General features: G+C 42.6%; 16 protein-coding genes. 15 read left to right on the forward strand and 1 reads right to left on the reverse strand.

Going from position 1 to position 17,872, the window contains the following annotated elements; genetic code table 11:
• Window positions 1–28: 28 nt before the first annotated feature.
• The 7 genes from K0R93_RS11355 to K0R93_RS11385 all read left to right on the forward strand — a co-directional run bounded on the left by K0R93_RS11355 (window position 29) and on the right by K0R93_RS11385 (window position 8,433).
• Entirely contained in the window at window positions 29–1,369 is a 1,341-nt protein-coding gene (locus tag K0R93_RS11355; protein WP_300301302.1) for a 5'-deoxyadenosine deaminase, read from the forward strand.
• A 25-nt stretch (window positions 1,370–1,394) separates the two neighbouring features.
• Window positions 1,395–2,282 (forward strand): FAD binding domain-containing protein, encoded by an 888-nt coding sequence (locus tag K0R93_RS11360; RefSeq protein ID WP_300301304.1) that lies wholly within the window; start codon window positions 1,395–1,397, stop codon window positions 2,280–2,282.
• Entirely contained in the window at window positions 2,257–2,760 is a 504-nt protein-coding gene (locus K0R93_RS11365) for a (2Fe-2S)-binding protein (RefSeq protein WP_300301307.1), read from the forward strand. The genes K0R93_RS11360 and K0R93_RS11365 overlap by 26 nt, the downstream gene beginning before the upstream one ends.
• Complete coding sequence (locus tag K0R93_RS11370; RefSeq protein WP_300301309.1) at window positions 2,732–3,988, forward strand: xanthine dehydrogenase family protein molybdopterin-binding subunit; 1,257 nt, start codon at window positions 2,732–2,734, stop codon at window positions 3,986–3,988. Before K0R93_RS11365 ends, K0R93_RS11370 begins: the two co-directional genes overlap by 29 nt.
• Before the next feature lie 4 nt (window positions 3,989–3,992).
• Window positions 3,993–4,982, forward strand: a complete 990-nt coding sequence (locus K0R93_RS11375) for a xanthine dehydrogenase family protein molybdopterin-binding subunit (RefSeq protein ID WP_300301311.1) — start codon at window positions 3,993–3,995, stop codon at window positions 4,980–4,982.
• Window positions 4,979–6,700, forward strand: a complete 1,722-nt coding sequence (gene ade / locus K0R93_RS11380; RefSeq protein WP_300301313.1) for an adenine deaminase — start codon at window positions 4,979–4,981, stop codon at window positions 6,698–6,700. Before K0R93_RS11375 ends, ade begins: the two co-directional genes overlap by 4 nt.
• 278 nt (window positions 6,701–6,978) lie before the next feature.
• Window positions 6,979–8,433 carry a LysM peptidoglycan-binding domain-containing protein gene (locus tag K0R93_RS11385; protein ID WP_300301316.1) on the forward strand — a complete coding sequence of 485 codons (1,455 nt, stop codon included), beginning with the start codon at window positions 6,979–6,981 and terminating at the stop codon, window positions 8,431–8,433.
• A 24-nt stretch (window positions 8,434–8,457) separates the two neighbouring features.
• Here K0R93_RS11385 and K0R93_RS11390 read toward each other — a convergent pair whose 3' ends face one another.
• Entirely contained in the window at window positions 8,458–9,177 is a 720-nt protein-coding gene (locus K0R93_RS11390) for a BON domain-containing protein (protein WP_300301318.1), read from the reverse strand.
• 377 nt (window positions 9,178–9,554) lie between these two features.
• On the opposite strand from K0R93_RS11390, the gene cdaA reads away from it, so the two are divergent.
• From cdaA to K0R93_RS11430, 8 genes are all read left to right on the forward strand, one after another.
• Complete coding sequence (gene cdaA, locus K0R93_RS11395; protein ID WP_300301320.1) at window positions 9,555–10,376, forward strand: diadenylate cyclase CdaA; 822 nt, start codon at window positions 9,555–9,557, stop codon at window positions 10,374–10,376.
• Complete coding sequence (locus K0R93_RS11400) at window positions 10,369–11,625, forward strand: CdaR family protein (protein WP_300301322.1); 1,257 nt, start codon at window positions 10,369–10,371, stop codon at window positions 11,623–11,625. Before cdaA ends, K0R93_RS11400 begins: the two co-directional genes overlap by 8 nt.
• Before the next feature lie 44 nt (window positions 11,626–11,669).
• Window positions 11,670–13,391: a sigma-54 interaction domain-containing protein gene (locus tag K0R93_RS11405; RefSeq protein ID WP_300301324.1), complete on the forward strand. Its 1,722-nt coding sequence runs from the start codon at window positions 11,670–11,672 to the stop codon at window positions 13,389–13,391.
• A gap of 255 nt (window positions 13,392–13,646) precedes the next feature.
• On the forward strand, window positions 13,647–14,729 hold the full coding sequence (gene buk, locus K0R93_RS11410) for a butyrate kinase (protein ID WP_300301326.1): 1,083 nt from the start codon (window positions 13,647–13,649) through the stop codon (window positions 14,727–14,729).
• Between the two features lie 3 nt (window positions 14,730–14,732).
• A complete protein-coding gene (ptb, locus tag K0R93_RS11415) occupies window positions 14,733–15,641 on the forward strand; it encodes a phosphate butyryltransferase (RefSeq protein ID WP_334305786.1) in 909 nt (302 codons plus the stop codon).
• A 19-nt stretch (window positions 15,642–15,660) separates the two neighbouring features.
• Window positions 15,661–16,737 (forward strand): butyrate kinase, encoded by a 1,077-nt coding sequence (gene buk, locus K0R93_RS11420; protein WP_300301331.1) that lies wholly within the window; start codon window positions 15,661–15,663, stop codon window positions 16,735–16,737.
• A gap of 123 nt (window positions 16,738–16,860) precedes the next feature.
• Window positions 16,861–17,535 carry a nucleotide-binding protein gene (locus K0R93_RS11425; protein WP_300301333.1) on the forward strand — a complete coding sequence of 225 codons (675 nt, stop codon included), beginning with the start codon at window positions 16,861–16,863 and terminating at the stop codon, window positions 17,533–17,535.
• A 104-nt stretch (window positions 17,536–17,639) separates the two neighbouring features.
• Window positions 17,640–17,870, forward strand: a complete 231-nt coding sequence (locus tag K0R93_RS11430) for a 4Fe-4S dicluster domain-containing protein (protein ID WP_300301335.1) — start codon at window positions 17,640–17,642, stop codon at window positions 17,868–17,870.
• Window positions 17,871–17,872 lie beyond the last annotated feature (2 nt).

The raw sequence follows: 17,872 nt of genomic DNA on the forward strand, positions 1-17,872 counted from the left end.
TATATGGACAAAAGGGGGATGAAATAAAATGACGGGTAAGACATTACTGATTCAAAATGGCATGTTGGTGACCATGAACAAGGGAAGAGAAATAAAACAGGCAGATATTTTCATTCGGGGGAATCGAATTGAAGCCATAGGACAACGTTTGCAGATGGAAGCTGATGAGAAGATAGATGCCCAAGGAATGGTTGTTATACCAGGGTTAATTCAAACCCATATACACTTGACTCAAACACTGTTTAAAGGGCAAGCCGATGATTTAGAACTCCTAGATTGGCTAAAGAAACGAATATGGCCTTTGGAAGGCGGTCATACAGAAGAATCAAATCATATTTCTGCAAAGCTTGGTATTGCCGAGTTAATAAAGGGTGGTACCACAGCCATTATTGATATGGAAACTGTAAATTATACAGAGGCTGCCCTAGAGGCTGTACTTTCTTCAGGAATGAGAGCCCATGTAGGAAAATGCATGATGGATTATGGAAAAGGGGTCCCTGACAGTCTCATGGAGAACACTCAGCATTCCATAAGGGAGAGTGAGCGAATTCTAAAAGCTTGGCATAAGAAAGACAGCGATAGAATTCAGTATGCCTTTGCACCAAGATTCGTGGTTTCCTGTACCGAGGAGCTGCTGCTGAAGGTTCGTGATTTGGCCCGGGAATACGGCGTCATGATTCATACCCATGCATCAGAGAATCAAGGGGAGATTGCATTGGTCGAAAAGGATCGTGGGATGAGGAACATCACTTATTTACACAAATTAGGGTTAACGGGTGAAAACCTGATCCTTGCCCACTGTATATGGCTAGACGAAGAAGAAATGAGAATACTGGCCGACACAGGAACAAAAATCTCCCACTGTCCTAACTCTAACTTGAAACTAGCTTCAGGTATAGCAAAAATACCGGAATTACTAGATATGGGTGCAAATGTGTCCATTGGTGCCGATGGGGCTCCATGCAACAACAATTTAGATATGTTTAGAGAGATGAGAAGTGCTGCGTTGATTCAGAAAGCACGATTGTTCCAACCGACGGTGATGCCTGCCCACAAAGTATTTGAATTGGCAACTCTAGGCGGTGCCAAGGCCATGGGATTAGAGAATGAAATCGGCAGTATCGAGGAAGGAAAGAAAGCTGACTTGGCAATTTTGGACTTGAGTGATATCCATATCGCACCCAACAGCGGTGTAGATATTGTATCCCAACTGGTATATTCAGCTGGAGCTCAGGACGTAAGGACAACAATTATTGATGGCAGGATTGTCATGAAGGATCGAACCCTCACCACCATGGATGAAAAGGGTATTCGAGAAGATGCCAATCGCGTGATTTTACAGCAGGTGAAGAAAGCGGGCATACAATAGGAAATATGAAGGGAATGAGGATGTGATGATTACAAAATGTATCAGACCATCGAACCTAGAGGAGGCATTGGAGCAATTAAATCAACAGGGGTATGATGGGAAGTTGATTGCAGGAGGTACAGATTTAGTGATTGAAATCAAGCATCACCCATATGAAAAAAGCACCTTGATAGATATTTCTCGTCTGAAGGAGCTCCGATTTATTGAGATTGGAGAGACCGAGATTTGTATCGGCGCGGGAACGAGGTTTTCTGATATCGTAAATCACCCAGAAATGAAAGGGATATGTGCTGGACTATGGGAAGCGTGTTCATCCGTGGGTTCTCCTCAAATTAGGAATGCAGGGACCATCGGAGGGAATATATGTAATGGATCTCCAGCAGCGGATTCAGTGCCACCTCTTCTGGCCTTGGATGCTCAAGTGATAATAAAGGATACGACAAAAACTAGAACGATGCCATTAAAAGATTTTTATATTGATAAAGGAAAGGTGGCCATAGAAGCCAATGAACTACTATATGCCATAAAATTTAGAAAGCCCAAGAAGGATGAGTATATTACCTTCGAAAAACTGGGCCTGCGTAAAGCATTGGCCATTGCTAGATTGTCCTGTGCCGTCTTTATTTCCCTTGGAGATGGAGACAAGATCGAGGACATCAGGATCGCCACAGGGGCAATGGGGGCATATCCTCAGCGAGAAGAGGCACTAGAGAAGCTTCTTATTGGAGAGGTCTTTGATGCACCTTTGATTGAAATGTCCACTCAAGAAATATTCAACATAGCAAAGCAGCGTCTTGGCAGCAGAAGTTCCGCCGTCTTTAAATGTGAAGCGATACAAGGATTGTTTGGTAAGGCATTACGGCGGGCAGCAAAGGAGGCAAAATCCTATGATTTCCATCAGTTTAACAGTTAATAAACAAGTATATCAAGTAGAGGTTGAGGAAGATTTGCGGCTTATCGACTTCATTCGTGATAAGTTGATGCTGACAGGTACCAAGGAAGGCTGTGGTGAAGGGGAATGTGGAGCATGCACCATCATCATGGACGGCAAAACCGTGAATTCTTGTTTGGTCATGGCATTTCAAGCCCATGGCAGCCGTATTACCACCATCGAAGGCGTTGCAAAAGATGGAGCCTTACATCCTATACAACAGGCATTTTTAGACGTAGGTGCCGTACAGTGTGGATTTTGTACCCCTGGTATGGTACTATCGGCCAAAGCCTTACTCGATGAAAATGAGGTGCCAAACCGCCACCAGATTCGAGAAGGAATATCAGGAAATTTGTGCCGCTGCACGGGCTACAACAAAATTGTAGATGCCATCGAGCTGGCATCATCCTATATAAAGGAGGGGCAGCAGGATGAAACCTCTTCAAGTGGTAGGCAATAGAGTTCTTAGAGTAGATGGTAAGGCAAAGGTACAGGGGGCTGCCCTATATCCCCAGGATATTAACATGGAGGGTATGCTCTATGGGGCCACCCTTCGATCCGACAAACCCCATGCTTTCATAACGATCGATCTAGAAGAGGCGGAAAAAATACCAGGCGTTGTAAAAATCTTAACAGCAAAAGATGTGACTGGCCATAACCATCATGGGGTTTTGTTCAAAGACCATGATGTACTTTGTGCTGAGAAGGTGAGACGGATTGGAGATCCCATGGCCTTTGTCATTGGAACCAGCGAGAGAATTGCAAAAGAAGCCTTAAAAAAGATAAAGGTACATTATCAGGAGATTCCTGCCGTGTTTGACCCCTTGGAGGCTATGGAAGAAAGAGCACCGAAAATCCATGGGGAAAGCAACATCATATATCATTATAAATGCAGGAAGGGAAATGTGGATGAGGCCTTTAAAGCATGTGATATAATTGTGGAGAGAGCGTACCAAACCTCCATGGTGGATCATGCGTTTTTACAGCCTGAAGCAGGCATTGCCTATATGGACGAAGATGGCAGCGTGGTGGTATTGGCGGCAACCCAGTATCCCCATTTTGATCAATTGGAAGTGGCAGAAGCCCTTGGCCTGCCAACTGAAAAGGTAAGAATCATCAACCCAGCGGTAGGTGGTGCCTTCGGGGGGAGAGAAGATATCACCATGCAAATTCACTTGGCCCTGGCTGCCTATTTGACAGGAAAACCAGTGAAGGTAGTTTATGGGCGGGAGGAGTCTTTTTATGCCCATTCGAAACGACATCCAATTATGATGAAATATAAGACGGGGGCAACGAAAGAAGGAAAGCTTCTAGCCATGGAAGTTATGTTGGTAGGAGACACCGGGGCTTATGCATCTTGGGCAATCAATGTCATGCGAAAAGCAGGCGTCCATGCGCCCGGGCCCTATGAGATTCCCAATGTGAAGGTAGACAGCTATGCTGTTTATACAAACAATCCCTTCTGTGGTGCCATGCGAGGATTTGGCGCCACCCAGACACCCATCGGTTCAGAACAGCAAATGGATATCCTTGCAAGGGAGTTGGGTATAGACCCTATACAGTTCAGGTTGATGAATTGTTTTCGGGTAGGTAGTGAGACGGCCAATGGACAAATTCTTCATGAGAGTATACCCCTTGTCCAATGCATCGAGGCTGTGAAGGATCGTATGTTTCAGGAATTGAGGTGATAGGATGAAAAAGCGAGGAAGGGGTATTGCTGCTGCTTATTATGGTACTGGTTATGGCAATGGGTTTCCTGATGTATCCAGAGCCAGGGCTGAAATAAGCAAGGATGGAAATATTTTTATCTATATCGGAGCGACAGAAGTAGGGCAGGGGGCAAAAACCATATTTTGTCAAATCACTGCTGAAATCTTGGGTGTAGAGACCCAAGATATTCATTTCGTCTGTGAAGATACTTCACAAACTCCAGATGCAGGTACAGCTGCAGCCAGCCGCCAGACCTACAATTCAGGAAATGCTGTAAAAAAAGCAGCGGAATCACTGTCCCAAAGATTGATGGAACAGGCCCAAAACCATCTTCAGCTTAATTCTGTTCATGGTTTGAAACTGGAGAACCACTGGGTTTATCTAGAGGATTTTCCTAAGAAGCGGGTACACTTTAAAGAATTAGTCAAGGAAGATACGCTTATCGTGGAGGAAACCTTCACGGCCCAGACTGTGAAGATGGATGAGGAAACAGGTGAAGGGGCTCCCTACTGGCCCTATACCTTCTGTTGTTACGGCGTAGAGGTTGAGGTAGATACGGAAACGGGAGAGATTCATGTGATTCACGGGGTCTGTGCCCAGGATGTGGGAAAGGCCATTAACCCTGAACTCATCGAAGGCCAAATCGAAGGAGGCTTTGCCATGGGATTAGGCTATGGCTTGATGGAGAATATTGGCCTATCAAAGGGAGAGATCAAGCACAACCGCTTTGCCAACTATCTAATTCCCACTGCATTGGATGTACCAGAATTGGAGAAAATAATTGTTGAGGATCCCTCATCTACAGGGCCTTTTGGGGCAAAAGGAATAGGAGAGCCTGTAATGATCCCTGCTGCACCCGCCATATTGAATGCAATCTATGATGCAATCGGTATCCGATTTTATGAGATTCCCGTAACCCCAGAGCGGGTATTAGTAGCAATAAAAGATGCCCAAAAGGAGGGGAAAGAATGACAAGCAATTTAAAAGACAGGATTGATATAGCTGCGGGGAGGAAGAAAGCACCGTTGGTGTTGAAAAACTGTCAGATTATTAATGTATTTACCGAAGAAGTCCTTCAAGGGGATATTGCTATCGCTGGAGAAACCATCGTAGGTATTGGCAGTTATGAAGGGGAAGAAGAAATTGATCTGATGGGAAGATATGTGGCGCCTGGTCTAATCGACGGCCATGTTCATATCGAATCTTCCATGGTGACCCCAGGCCAATTTGCCAGGGCCATCGTGCCTAGGGGAACAACCACCATTATTGCAGACCCCCATGAAATCGCCAATGTATGTGGACTAGAAGGAATCCGATATATATTAGATGAAAGCAAAGAACTGCCATTAAGCGTATTTATCATGCTGCCTTCATGCGTTCCAGCCACATCCTTTGAAAATTCAGGTGCTGTACTGGATGCAGAAAAATTGAAGGAGCTTATGGATCATCCCAGGGTATTAGGGTTGGGGGAGCTGATGGATTATCCAGCCGTCATCAATGGAGATCAGATGGTATTGGATAAAATTCAGATCGCAGGGAACAAGCTTATTGATGGTCATGGTCCTGCCATTGCTGATCAAGCCCTCAATGCTTATGTCACAGCCGGTACAAAAACGGAGCATGAGTGCTCTACTTTAGAGGAAATGTTGGATCGCTTGCGACTGGGTATGTATATACAAATACGGGAGGGATCCGCAGCAAGAAACCTGGAAGAACTCATTCGGGGTGTTACAAAGGAAAACTTAAGAAGATGCCTGTTCTGTACCGATGATCGCCATCCAGAGGATATTTTGGTACACGGACACATCGATAACAATATACGAACTGCCATAAAAAATGGGTTTCATCCTATTTCGGCCATTCGGCTCGCTACCTTGAACGCAGCGGAATGCTACGGCCTTAAGGGCATGGGTGCTATTGCACCAGGCTATAAAGCAGACCTGATCGTTGTAGATGATCTCCAGCACTTCAATGTGATGGAGGTATATAAAGAAGGTAAACAGGTAGCTAAGAATGGTACCCCATTGTTCCAGGTAGAGGCCCATGAAAATGCTGCTGTATTGAATACCGTCAATATCAGCAAGGTGGATCGATCGAAGCTGGAGATCCACGTGGAATCGGATATTGCCAATGTAATCAAAATCTTACCCCATAGTCTGTTGACAGAAAAGGTTGTACGGAAAATTGAAACAGAGAATGGAAAGTTTAAATTCCACAGTAGATTGGATATTTTAAAGATGGCTGTCATTGAACGCCATAGGGGTACTGGAAATATCGGTTTGGCCTTGGTGGAAGATTTTAAACTGAAAAATGGCGCCATTGCATCCACAGTAGCCCATGATTCTCATAACTTAGTGGTAATCGGTGACAATGATGATGATATCATGGCTGCCATTGAAGAAATTGAAAGATGCGGGGGCGGCATCACCATCTGTTCTGAAGGAAAGGTGCTAAAGACCTTGCCGCTGCCTATTGCAGGACTCATATCTGACCAAACCATAGAAGCAGTGGACGTTCAGTTGAAAGAAATGATGGAGGTTGCACGAAAGCTTGGTGTCAACGACAATGTAGATCCATTTATGACACTGTCATTTTTGGCATTGCCTGTTATTCCATCCATCAAACTGACAGATATGGGACTATTCGATGTAGAAACCTTCAGCTTTATGGACTTGAATGTAAAGGAATAGAGAAGGTATCAATCGAGATTTTAGATTAACAAACGTAGGGGTTGCATAGTATGCAACCCGACCTAGGGTTAGGCTGTTTCTTCGGGTCACGGGTCGCATGCTATGCGACCCCTACAACGTCACTTTATTCTTCAATTTAATATAATCAACTCAAATGCCATGGGATACCATGGTTTTTGCCTTTTTTAGGAAAAAACAGTCATATCAGTGACTTTTCAAAATAAAATACAATAGAGAAATAGACATGAGCGCGAGAAGGAGAAATAGGAGGGGATAGAATGGAGATTTATACTGTGGTATTGGGGGACAGCTTGTGGAGAATTGCCCAGAGATTTGGTGTAACCATAGAGGCTATTGCCGAGGTTAATGGAATAAATCCCCAGAAAAGCTTAATCATCGGTATGAATCTTGTCATACCTACAGGTGAAAAAATAAATATTATGGAATATACCGTAAGACCTGGTGATACCCTCTGGTCTATCGGGCAGCGATTTGGGGTAGACTATCTTGAAATCGCCCGTATCAACAACATCGATCAGCCATACCCCTTGACTGTTGGACAAAGGATTCAAATACCCGCTCAAGGCGAAGTATATATTGTAAAAGCTGGCGATTCTCTTTGGCGTATCGCCCAAAGATTTAACACTTCTATCAATAATCTTATTGCATGGAATAATTTGGCTTATCCCTATAGCCTTTTTCCTGGTCAGCGTTTATTTGTCAGGGTACAGAGAGAAGCTCCTACTGAAGAAAAGACAACAGTGGAGATATTAGGCTATTATAACCCTACTGCAGTACAAGATAAGACATTTATTATCAATACATTAGGGGATTATCTTACCTATCTTGGCATCTTCGATTTTCCTTTTACGGAGACTGGTGAAGTGATAGGTACCATCGATGATGAGATCCTAGAGGCAGCCAGAAACAAAAATGTTGCGGTACTGCCTGTTTTAACCAACATTATCCGTGGAAATTTTAGCAGTGAATTGGGAAGAACCGTATTGGCTCAAGAGACCCTTCGAAACAATTTAATAAACAATATTATGGACCTGCTGCAGCAGTATAATCTTATCGGAATTATTATTGACATAGAAAATTTATATCCAGAAGATCGTGGAATATTCACAGAGTTTATCCGTATTCTTTCGGATACCTTGCATAGAAACAATAAGATACTGATTTTGAATATGCCTGCCAAGTGGGAAGAATGGGCAGAGAGGGAATGGGTAGGCTTCTTTGATTACAATGCCCTAGGACCTATGATCGATATAGCTGCCATCATGACCTACGAATGGGGATGGCAATCGGGACCACCCAGGGCCACGGCACCTTTAGAATATGTACAGCGAGCCTTGGACTATGCATTGAACAACAATGTACCCAGAAGTAAAATTCAGGTAGGATTGACCCTTTACGGCTATGATTGGGAGCTGCCTGATACCCCTGAAAACTTAGCAAGAACTGTAACGCTTCCCATGGTATGGGACCTAGGCAGAACCTATGGCGCCAGTATCAGCTTTGACAACAATGTGAAACAGCCCTATATGAATTATGTAGACAGCCAAGGAAAGGCCCACACCGTATGGTTTGAAGATGCCCTCAGCCACTATCATAAATATCAGTTATTAAAGGAATATCAACTATTGGGTGCTTTCTATTGGATTCTCAATCTGCCCTTCCAAGCTACTTGGTACATGTTGAGCCACCTCTTTGATATTAAGAAATTATAGTAAAGAAGAGATTTAAGCAGTTGCTTAAATCTCTTCTTTGTCTTCGTTCTCTTTTCTTACCTTAAGACGATTGACAACCTTTCGAACACCTTCTACACCCATGGCGATTTCCTTTGCCATTTCCATCTCATGGCGGCTGTTTACAAAACCATTTAATGTTACCCGTCCATGAACTACGGTATGAATTATATCTGGGTAATTCAAATCTGTGGTGCTAAGAGCTTGGGTAATGCGGCTGTTTAAATTTGCATCATCATAAGCCACATCGTCAGACACTTTGATATTGTTCACCACATCTTTGATACCTCTGACTTCTGATGCCACGGACATAGCTGTATGGGCATCCATTAGAGTTTTTGTACTGCCAATAAGATTGGCAACACCATCTTCTACCTTTACACTAACTCCGATTAGATCTTCACTGCGTTGGCCATTCATAAGTCGCTGGTTTAGTTCTTTTTCCATATGTTTATCGGTGATATTGCTATCCATGGCAACGGTAATTTTATTCTCAATCTTTCTAACCCCATCTATGGATTTTACAATGCCTTCAGCCGTCTTTTTTTCTGCCAAAACATCTACCATGCCATACATGTGGACATAGCCATCCTTGCAGAATAGATTGATATCCATAGCGCTTGCTTGCATTTTTTCTTCCAGTTGATCTTTGGCCTGATCAACGATCAAATCATCCTTACCAGGAAGCTTGTCATTCTTTATTCTATTTTTCCTTTTCTCATCCATTCCATTTCACCCTTTCTTGGTCTTTAAAGTATTTTTCCACAAATAAGGTGGAAACATGTAATGAACGAATGAATCTTTGGCAGAAGAATAGGAATAATGGACAAAATTTATAAAAGTTATCATGACCGAAAAGAGAAAAAAGAAGGATTTTGATAAAACCTTAGAGAATTTTTAAAATACGGGTATGAAATATTACAATAAAATAATCTTTTTTTAAAAAGAGAAAATGCACAAAAAATCATGTACAATAAAGTATAGGGATAGTTGAAAAAATCAACATAAATACGAAATAATACTGTGGTCTACTTGATAGCTTTTCTCCATATATAATAAAATGGAATCATAAAATTTATGATAAACGTCGAGAGGTGTTTGGTGTGGAACAGGTTCTAGAAATGATCTTGGATATTGGGGTAAGAGATGTTATAGACATGGCGATTGTTGCCTATGTCTTCTATAAGCTGTTCATGTTGATTCGAGAGACACGGGCCGAGCAGCTCATCAAAGGAATTTTGGTACTGTTGATTGCTACTAGGCTCAGTGAGTGGGCGCGACTGTATGTGACCAACTGGATATTGGATAAAACCATTACACTGGGAATGATTGCCCTGCTCATCGTGTTTCAGCCGGAACTAAGAAGGGCATTGGAGTACATTGGAAGAAGTAAGTTTCTGACCAAATCCATCGTGGAGATTGCTGATGAGGAATTGAACCAAAAGCTCAGCGAGGTTGTAGAAGCAGTGGTGTCCTTATCTAGGCAGAAAATCGGTGCATTGATCATATTTGAGCGAGAGACAGGGGTGGGCGATGTCATAGAGACAGGAACCCCTATTAAGGGGGATATATCCACGGGGCTGTTGATCAATATCTTTATACCGAATACACCACTCCATGATGGAGCTGTCGTCATTCGGGCAGATAAAATCATGGCTGCAGGCTGTGTATTACCCCTTACAGAAAATCCTAATTTGAGCAAGGAACTGGGGACAAGACACCGAGCCGGCATCGGCATTACAGAGCGTTCCGATGCGGTAGCTGTCATGGTTTCTGAGGAAACGGGAGCCATATCCGTGGCAGTCGATGGAAAGCTTACGAGGTTTTTAGATGGAAAAACCCTAAAGAGAATTTTAAAGAATGCATATAAACCAGAAAATGAAAAGCCTTTGTTCAACTGGAAATGGAGGCAAAAAAATGAATGATTTTGTTAAGAATTTTATGGAAAAGAGTAGATTTTTTAGTAGAAACACAACGCCAAAGATCATATCAATCATTTTTGCCCTGGTGATGTGGCTCTATGTCATGGGTGAGGTAAACCCAGAAATGTCTAAGGAATTTGCAGGTGTTAATGTACAGCTCTTAAATGTTGAAACGTTACGGCAATCAGGTCTGGCGATCATCGGCCAAGAGGATTTTACTGTGAATGTCAAAATCAATGGCAGAAGAAACGATGTCTATACCATACGGCCCCAAGACATAACCATTAGTGCCGATTTAAGAGGCTTTGAAAAGGGCGTCAACAGTGTGCCGCTAAAGGTAAATGCACCGGCGAGTATTAAGTACGATATCTATCCGAATGAATTAAAGATTAGCCTAGATGAGGTGGTAAAGCAGCAAAAACCTGTGGAAATTGTGACCACAGGAATCCCGCCTGAGGGATTTGATCCTGCTGAGGCTGATGTAGCTTTAACAGAAGTCATCGTAGAAGGCCCTGCGTCCTTTGTGGCAAAAGTAGAGAAGGTTATTGGAGAAGTGAATTTTGATAACAAAGTCGATGATTTTTCTGGGAAGGTGCCGCTGCAAGCTGTAAATCAAGATGGTAAGCCTGTAAATGGCGTGGATGTAAAAACAAAATACGTAGATGTAAACTTACCACTCTATAGTGTCAAAGAAGTGAAAGTGGCCTTGGAAATGACGGGAAACCCGCTAGAGGGCTATGATATTTCAAGTGTTGCTGTAAGGCCTGACGTTGTGACCATCAAAGGCCCTAGGGACTTGGTGAAAGATATCAGTGAAATAAAATCAAAACCAATCAGTATTGATGGGTTGGTAGGATCCGTAGAGCGACCTGTAGAATTGATTCTTCCTCCAGGTATCACCCTTTATTTATCTGATAAGACGCCTGTCGTAAGCATTACCGTAGAGAAAATAGAAACACGGGAAATTTCATACGAAAAAGAAAGTATTATCATTGATAATCTTGGGAATAAGTTCGAAGCAACGACCGAAAATGAGACTGAAAAAATCCTGGTAAGGGTAGAAGCTCCACAAAGTGTGCTCAACGAACTTGATCGAAATGATATACAACTCCATGTCAATGCAAAAGATATTGGTGAGGGGAGACATAATTTAAGGATTATTCCCATAACTGAAAAAATATTGAGAAGCATAACCGTGACGCCGGAAAGACTTGAAATTGTCATCAAACAAGAAAAGGATACAAATCAATAAAAAAGTCTGGATGATCATCCAGGCTTTTTTAGAGAGGAGAACCAATGGAAAGAGAATTAGAAGTCATATTGGACTCAACCCATGATGCCATGATCGCCGTTGATAAAAGTGGAATCATTACCCTATTTAATCGTGCGGCAAAGCGATTGACCAAGCTAGAGGGAGAAAAGGTTCTAGGCAAGCCTATCATCGATGTAGTAGCCAATACACGACTGCCCTATATATTGGAAACAGGAGAATCAGAGCTAAATCAAAAGCAGGCTTTGGGGGATATTACGATCATCACCAACCGAATGCCTGTAAGGGATGACAACGGAAATATTATTGGGGCTGTGGCAGTTTTCAGAGATATTACAGAGGTTTTAGAGTTGGCAGAGCAAATCACAAATCTGAAAGAGATGCAAAGTATGCTCCAGGCCATTTTCCACTCTACCCAGGATGCCATTTCCGTGGTGGACGACCAGGGGATAGGCGTAATGATCAATCCTGCCTATACAAAGCTGACAGGACTTCCAGAAAAGGATATACTAGGACAGCTATGCACTGTAGATATTGCAGAAGGGGAGAGCATCCACCTTCAGGTAATTAAGACCAGAGAACCCATCAAAAACGCCCGCTTGAAGGTAGGGCCTTGGCGAAAAGAAGTGGTAGCCGATGCAGCACCAATGATTGTTGACGGAGAGCTGCGAGGGAGCGTAGCCGTGCTCCATGATATTACAGAGATAAAAAGACTAACCAATGAATTAAATCAAGCGAAGCAGATCATACGAAATCTAGAATCCAAATATACCTTTGAGGATATATTGGGGGAAGACGGACAAATCAAATCAGCCATCGAAAAAGCGAGAAAAGCTGCTGTCACGCCAGCCACTGTTATTCTAAGGGGAGAGAGCGGCACAGGAAAAGAATTGTTTGCCCATGCCATTCACAGTGCCAGCAATCGAAAATATGGGCAGTTCGTTAGGGTGAACTGTGCTGCCATCAGTGAGAGCCTTTTGGAAAGCGAACTGTTCGGTTATGAGGAAGGGGCCTTTACGGGTGCAAGAAAGGGTGGAAAACTAGGTCTCTTTGAACAGGCAAACGGTGGAACCATCTTTCTGGATGAAATCGGCGAAATCAGTTTAAATACCCAAGCCAAGCTGTTGAGAGTACTTCAGGAAAAAGAATTGGTGAGGGTCGGTGGAAGCAAGGCTGTAGCCATTGATGTCAGGGTGATTGCAGCAACCAATTTGGATCTAGAGAAGGCTGTGAGAGAAGGTAAATTTCGAGAAGATTTATACTACAGATTAAATGTGATTCCCATTTTGATCCCGCCACTGAGGTTCCGTAAACAGGATATTGGTCTATTGGTAGGGCGGCTGATCAAGAAATACAATCAAGAGTACGGAAGATTTGTACAGGATATTTCACCCAAAGCATTGGAAATCTTGAAGAACTATGATTGGCCTGGAAATATACGGGAGTTGGAAAACTTCATCGGCCGTGCCATGATCAATATGAAGTTTAATGAAGTAATGATTAGATCAAAGCATTTACCAAGCTTTGAGATTAGAATGTATAAGAATCAGCCGAAACCTGAGGCAGTTACAAAAGAAAGTACCTACGACCATAGAAAACTGCAGGAGGTTCTTGACGAGGCAGAGGAAAATCATATCCGAGAAGTATTGAGACAGAACGACACCAATAAAAATAAAACAGCCGCGCAGCTTGGCTTATCCATCCGTAATCTATATTATAAGTTGAAAAAATATGATATTGAGGAATAACCAATAAATATTATTGCAAAAAATTGCACACTTGAACTGGTGTGCAATTTTTTGCGTGCAAAATTTTGCAAAAATACTTTTATAAAATAAAATAGAATCTTGCAAAAAAGGGCAAAATTTTTGTTGGATGAGGACGAAAATGGTTAAAATCAATAGATAAAAATGATCGAAAAATATCAAACCCCTATTGAAGGAATTTGGCATACAAGTTGCATAATAGGGAATTGGTAAATCTAATGCGGGGTGATCAGACAAATGTTAAGAGAGTATGTTTTAGTGATTAATCCAGGTTCAACATCCACAAAAGTTGCCATCTTCAAAGGGGAAGAAAACGTTATCCAGAAGAATTTGAGCCATTTTCCTGAAGAGTTGGAGAAGTTTGAGAAAATAACAGACCAATATGAATATCGCAGAAACATTATTCTGGAGTGGATGAAAGATGAGGGCTATGAAACGTCACAATTAAAGGCTGTGGTAGGCAGAGGCGGTCTTTTAAAACCAATGCCAAGCGGAACCTATGTAGTAACCGATGCCTTGATTGAAGATTTGAAAATCGGCGTTCAGGGAGAACATGCATCGAATTTGGGTGGTATCATCGCTAAGAGCATCGCATATTTAGAAGGAATTGAAGCCTATATCGTAGATCCAGTGGCTGTAGACGAATTTGATGATGTGGCAAGGGTTTCTGGAATGCCTGAAATCAAAAGACGTTCACTGGTGCACGCTTTAAATATAAAGGCTGTGGCCTATAGGGTTGCAAAAGAAATGAACAAAGATGTAAATGACTTAAATATGGTTATGGCCCACTTGGGCGGAGGCATTTCTATCGTACCTTTAAGAAAAGGCAAAATGGTTGATGCCAACAATGCCAATGAAATGGGACCATTTTCACCAGAAAGAACGGGAAGTCTTCCTATTGGAGATTTGGCAAAGCTATGCTTTACAGGAAAGTATACATTGGCTGAAATGAAGAAAAAAATCAGCGGAAAAGGCGGTCTTGTGGCCTACTTAGGTACCAACGACGCCAGAGAAGTAGAGAAGATGATTGCCGATGGAGATGAAAAAGCAAAGTTGATCTATGATGCCATGGGGTATCAGATTGCCAAGGAAATTGGCGCCATGGCCACAGTGATAGAAGGAAAGGTGGATGCCGTTGTGTTGACGGGAGGAATCGCCTATTCTAAAATGTTGACGACCTACATCACTGAGAGAGTATCCTTTATTGCACCCGTGATCATTCAGCCGGGAGAAGATGAAATGATTGCGTTGAATGAAGGTGTGAATCGAGTATTTAGCGGTCAAGATCAAGCCAAAATTTATGAGCAAGAGGTGAAATAAGTGATTAGACATTTTGATGATATATTAAAATATGCCAAGGAAAGAGGACCAAAGACCTTAGCAGTAGCTGTGGCCCAGGATTTAGAGGTGCTGTTGGCAGTAAATGAAGCAAAGACTAGGGGCATAGCCGATGCCATTTTGGTAGGAGATCAAGAACAAATTGAAGAAATTGCAGAAAAGAATTTCATCAAGATTGATCAATACGAAATCATCGATATAAAGGATGTCAACGAGGCTTCTAGAAAAGCTGTGGAATTGGTTTCTACGGGCAGAGCCCACATGGTGATGAAGGGATTAGTAGATACATCGGTGATATTGAAGGCGGTTTTAGATCCTGAAATCGGTTTGAGAACAGGAAATGTACTTAGTCATACTGCTGTCTTTGATGTGCCTGGCTATGACAGATTGATCCTTGTGACAGATGCAGCCATGAATATTACGCCGGATTTAAAAGCGAAAAAGCAAATCATTGAGAATGCGGCACAGGTTGCCCATGCGCTAGATATCGATGAGCCAAAGGTAGCTGTTGTTTGTGCGAAAGAAAAAGTAGATCCAAAGATGCCTGCTACGGTAGATGCAGGACAATTGGAAGAAATGAATAAGAATGGTGAAATCACAGGATGTATTGTGGGGGGACCTTTCGGATTAGATAATGCAGTTTCTGAAGAGGCTGCTGCCCATAAGGGAATTAATCACCCTGTAGCTGGAAAGGCAGACATTTTGTTGGTGCCAAACATCGAAGCAGGCAACGTACTGTACAAGTCCATGGTATTCTTCTCGAATACAAAGAATGCCGGTGTCATCGTTGGCGCAAAAGCACCTATCGTGCTGACGTCCAGAGCAGACAGCGACATCGCAAAACTAAACTCAATCGCACTAGCTGTACTCATGGCAGCCAAGGCTGGAAAATAAGAAAGCGAGGAATAACCAAATGTCAGAAGTATATAGAATTCTTACCATCAATCCAGGATCAACATCTACGAAGATTGCGATTTTCGATAACGAAAAGCCAGTATTGGAAACCACTTTGCGGCATCCTGCAGAAGAAATTAACAAGTTTGATAAAATATTTGACCAATATGAGTTCAGAAAGAATGTAATCCTTGAAACACTGAACGAAAATGGTATCAACTTAACCAAACTAAGCGCAGTTGTAGGTAGGGGCGGACTATTGAAGCCAATCCAAGGTGGAACGTATAAAGTGACAGAAAATATGCTTGAAGATTTAAAGGTTGGCGTCCTTGGAGAGCATGCTTCTAACTTAGGCGGTATTATTGCCAACGAAATTGCAAAGCAATTAAATATACCAGCATTCATCGTAGACCCTGTGGTTGTAGATGAGATGGATGATGTAGCTAGAATCTCAGGAATGCCTGAGCTCGTAAGAAAAAGTATTTTCCATGCCCTAAATCAAAAAGCTGTGGCAAGAAGAGCGGCCAAGGAAATGGGCAAGAACTACAATGAAGTAAATGTAATTGTAGCCCACTTAGGCGGCGGTATCTCCGTTGGCGCCCATCAGACCGGCAGTGTAGTAGATGTAAACAATGCATTGGATGGCGAGGGACCGTTCTCACCAGAGAGAACTGGAGGACTTCCAGTGGGGGATTTAGCAAAAATGTGCTTCTCCGGGAAATACACATTGGATGATATCAAGAAGAAGATCAAAGGAAACGGTGGATTGGTTGCTTATTTGGGAACCAATGATGCAAGAGAAGTTGGAAAAATGATCGAAGAAGGAAACAAGGAAGCCGAATTGATATATCAAGCCATGGCGTACCAGGTGGCAAAGGAAATTGGAAGCTGTGCTGCAGTATTAAAGGGTAAAGTAGATGCTATTGTGATCACAGGCGGTATTGCATATGATAAAGATTTTGTAAAATGGATCAAGGACAGGGTAGAATTCATCTCCCAAGTGATTGTATACCCAGGGGAAGACGAAATGATCGCTTTGGCAGAAGGCGGACTAAGAGTGCTAAGAGGCGAAGAAGAAGCAAAGATTTACGAATAAGGTTAAGGTTGTAGGGGCGATTCACGAATCGCCCTTGGACCACAGATGCCGGGCGATTCGTGAATCGCCCCTACGAGTATCTTCTTAACCTCATCCTCATCCTATTCTTGAAAGGTGATATAGATGCTAGACGATAAACGAATTCGAATCATCATAGGCCATTATGGCAGCGGAAAAACTGAATTTGCTGTAAACTATGCAGTGAAGCTGGCTCAGCTGGGAAAAAAAGTGGCCATGGCTGATTTAGATATTGTGAATCCCTACTTCCGCAGTAGAGAAAGACAGGGTATGTTAGAAAAACATGGGATTCATTTTATCGGCAGTGCCATTGATAGATCTGCGGGATCAGATTTACCTGCCATCGCATCCTCCGTTTTAGGGCCCCTGCAGGATGAATCCTACCAGGTGGTATTGGATGTAGGCGGAGATTCCATGGGTGCGAGGGCACTAGGAAGATACCATAGTTATTTTAAGTCAGGCAATTACGACATGTTCTGCGTTTTAAATGCCAATCGGCCAGAAACTCAGGATGTGGAGGGTGCAATACAACATTTAAGATCCATTGAAGGCGTAGCAAGAGCCCCTGTTACCGGGTTGATCAATAACACCCATTTGCTGAGAGAAACAACTGTAGAAGAGGTGTTGAAGGGACAGGAACTTGTGAAAAAGGTTTCAGAACAACTAAACATACCAATTCGATATGTGAGTACACTGGAAGAGGTTGCCCGACACCTTCCGTCTGAGATTGAGGGAGAGATCTTCCCAATCAAAATGTTTATGCGTGAAGATTGGATGTAGGTGAAATGAATTCTTATAGCAGGTGACTGCCCCAAAATCTGGGGGGGATTATCGTAGAAGGTTGGAAGAATAGCTCAACAAATTCATAAGGAGGGTTGAACACTATGGCAAAAGCAAGAGGTAAAGTAGCATTTAAAGAAGATTTATGTAAAGGCTGTGAATTGTGTACAACAGTTTGCCCTGTAAACATTATTGAAATGGATAGAACAAGAATAAACATCAAAGGATATCATCCTGCGACGGTAAAAGAAATGGACAAATGTATTGGATGTGCAAACTGTGCAACAATCTGTCCAGACGTGGTTATTACTGTAGAAAGAGAAATGGACAAATAGGG

Origin of the sequence: Anaerosolibacter sp. (assembly GCF_029240175.1) — a bacterium.
Classification (GTDB): Bacteria; Bacillota; Clostridia; order Peptostreptococcales; family Thermotaleaceae; genus Anaerosolibacter.